General features: G+C 53.4%; 1 protein-coding gene. It reads left to right on the top strand.

What is annotated here, in order from left to right; all coding sequences use genetic code 11:
- Positions 1 to 110: 110 nt before the first annotated feature.
- Positions 111 to 746 carry a hypothetical protein gene (locus C3F13_06000; GenBank protein ID PWB54811.1) on the top strand — a complete coding sequence of 212 codons (636 nt, stop codon included), beginning with the start codon at positions 111 to 113 and terminating at the stop codon, positions 744 to 746.
- Positions 747 to 1,018 lie beyond the last annotated feature (272 nt).

Here is a 1,018-nt window from a genome sequence, read left to right as displayed (position 1 = left end):
AAATCGAGAGCTTTTAGCGCTTAGCCAGTGATGGAAAGGCTTGCCAGCAGGCGACCACAGCGAGATTTACACAAAAAGACTAGACCTTTCATAAATCAAAAGGAGGAGAAATGCCCACAGAATCGGCTCAACAAGCCCTTGCCATCCTACGTAACCCCACTACCTTCCAATGGTATGTCATCACGTTATTTGCCCTGACCGTTTACGTATACACTGTGGAAGTTGAACGGCGCAATTGGAGCCTGCTGTTCGCTGGCCTGGCATTTTGGGGCATGGATTGGTTCAACGAAATCTGGAATGGGCTGGTATTTCACTTCACCAACTACGCACCCGTGTGGGGCGCTCCCGGCCAGACCGCCTACCTGATCTTAATCGGTTTAAACATCGAGATCTGCTTCATGTTTGCCATCGCCGGCGTCTCCTTCACCAAAATGCTACCGGCTGACAAGCACCTGAAGATCCTGGGCATACCCAATCGCTGGTTATTTGCTGTCGTGGGATCGATCTTTTGCGTGATCGTCGAGCTGTTATTGAATAGTGCTGGCGCGCTCACCTGGGAATACCCGTGGTGGAACCTGGGTGCCCCCTGGTTGATCTTCCTGATCGGCTATCTGCCCTTTTTCCTGGTGGCCTATTGGGTGTTCGATATGCCAAGCGTACGACAGAAAGCCATCACGGTGGGTAGCATCCTGGGTTTCGACCTGATCTGCTTGATTATTTTTGCCGGGGTACTGAAGTGGATTTAGGGCAAAGTTACCAGTTGGGCTCAGGCGTGGCGATGAGCAGGAGGGATTGCAGGATCCAACCTTCCCGGCCGTCCTCGATCACATTCACATGCACCCATAGATAACCATCCTTGTCCACGGCTTCTTCCAGAATCTGCACCAGCGTGTCTTGCATCACCGGCGGGTACACGATGGGAGTGTCGAAGCCGATCCCGGTGCGGATCAAGGCTCCCTGTTCGGGGCCAATACGGGCATAGACGGGTACCGGGGTGGGGGTTAATGTCTGCGTAGGG

The sequence above is a fragment of the Anaerolineales bacterium genome, assembly GCA_003105035.1.
Classification (GTDB): domain Bacteria; phylum Chloroflexota; class Anaerolineae; order Anaerolineales; family UBA4823; genus FEB-25.
This window is presented reverse-complemented; position numbering and strand designations above follow the sequence as displayed.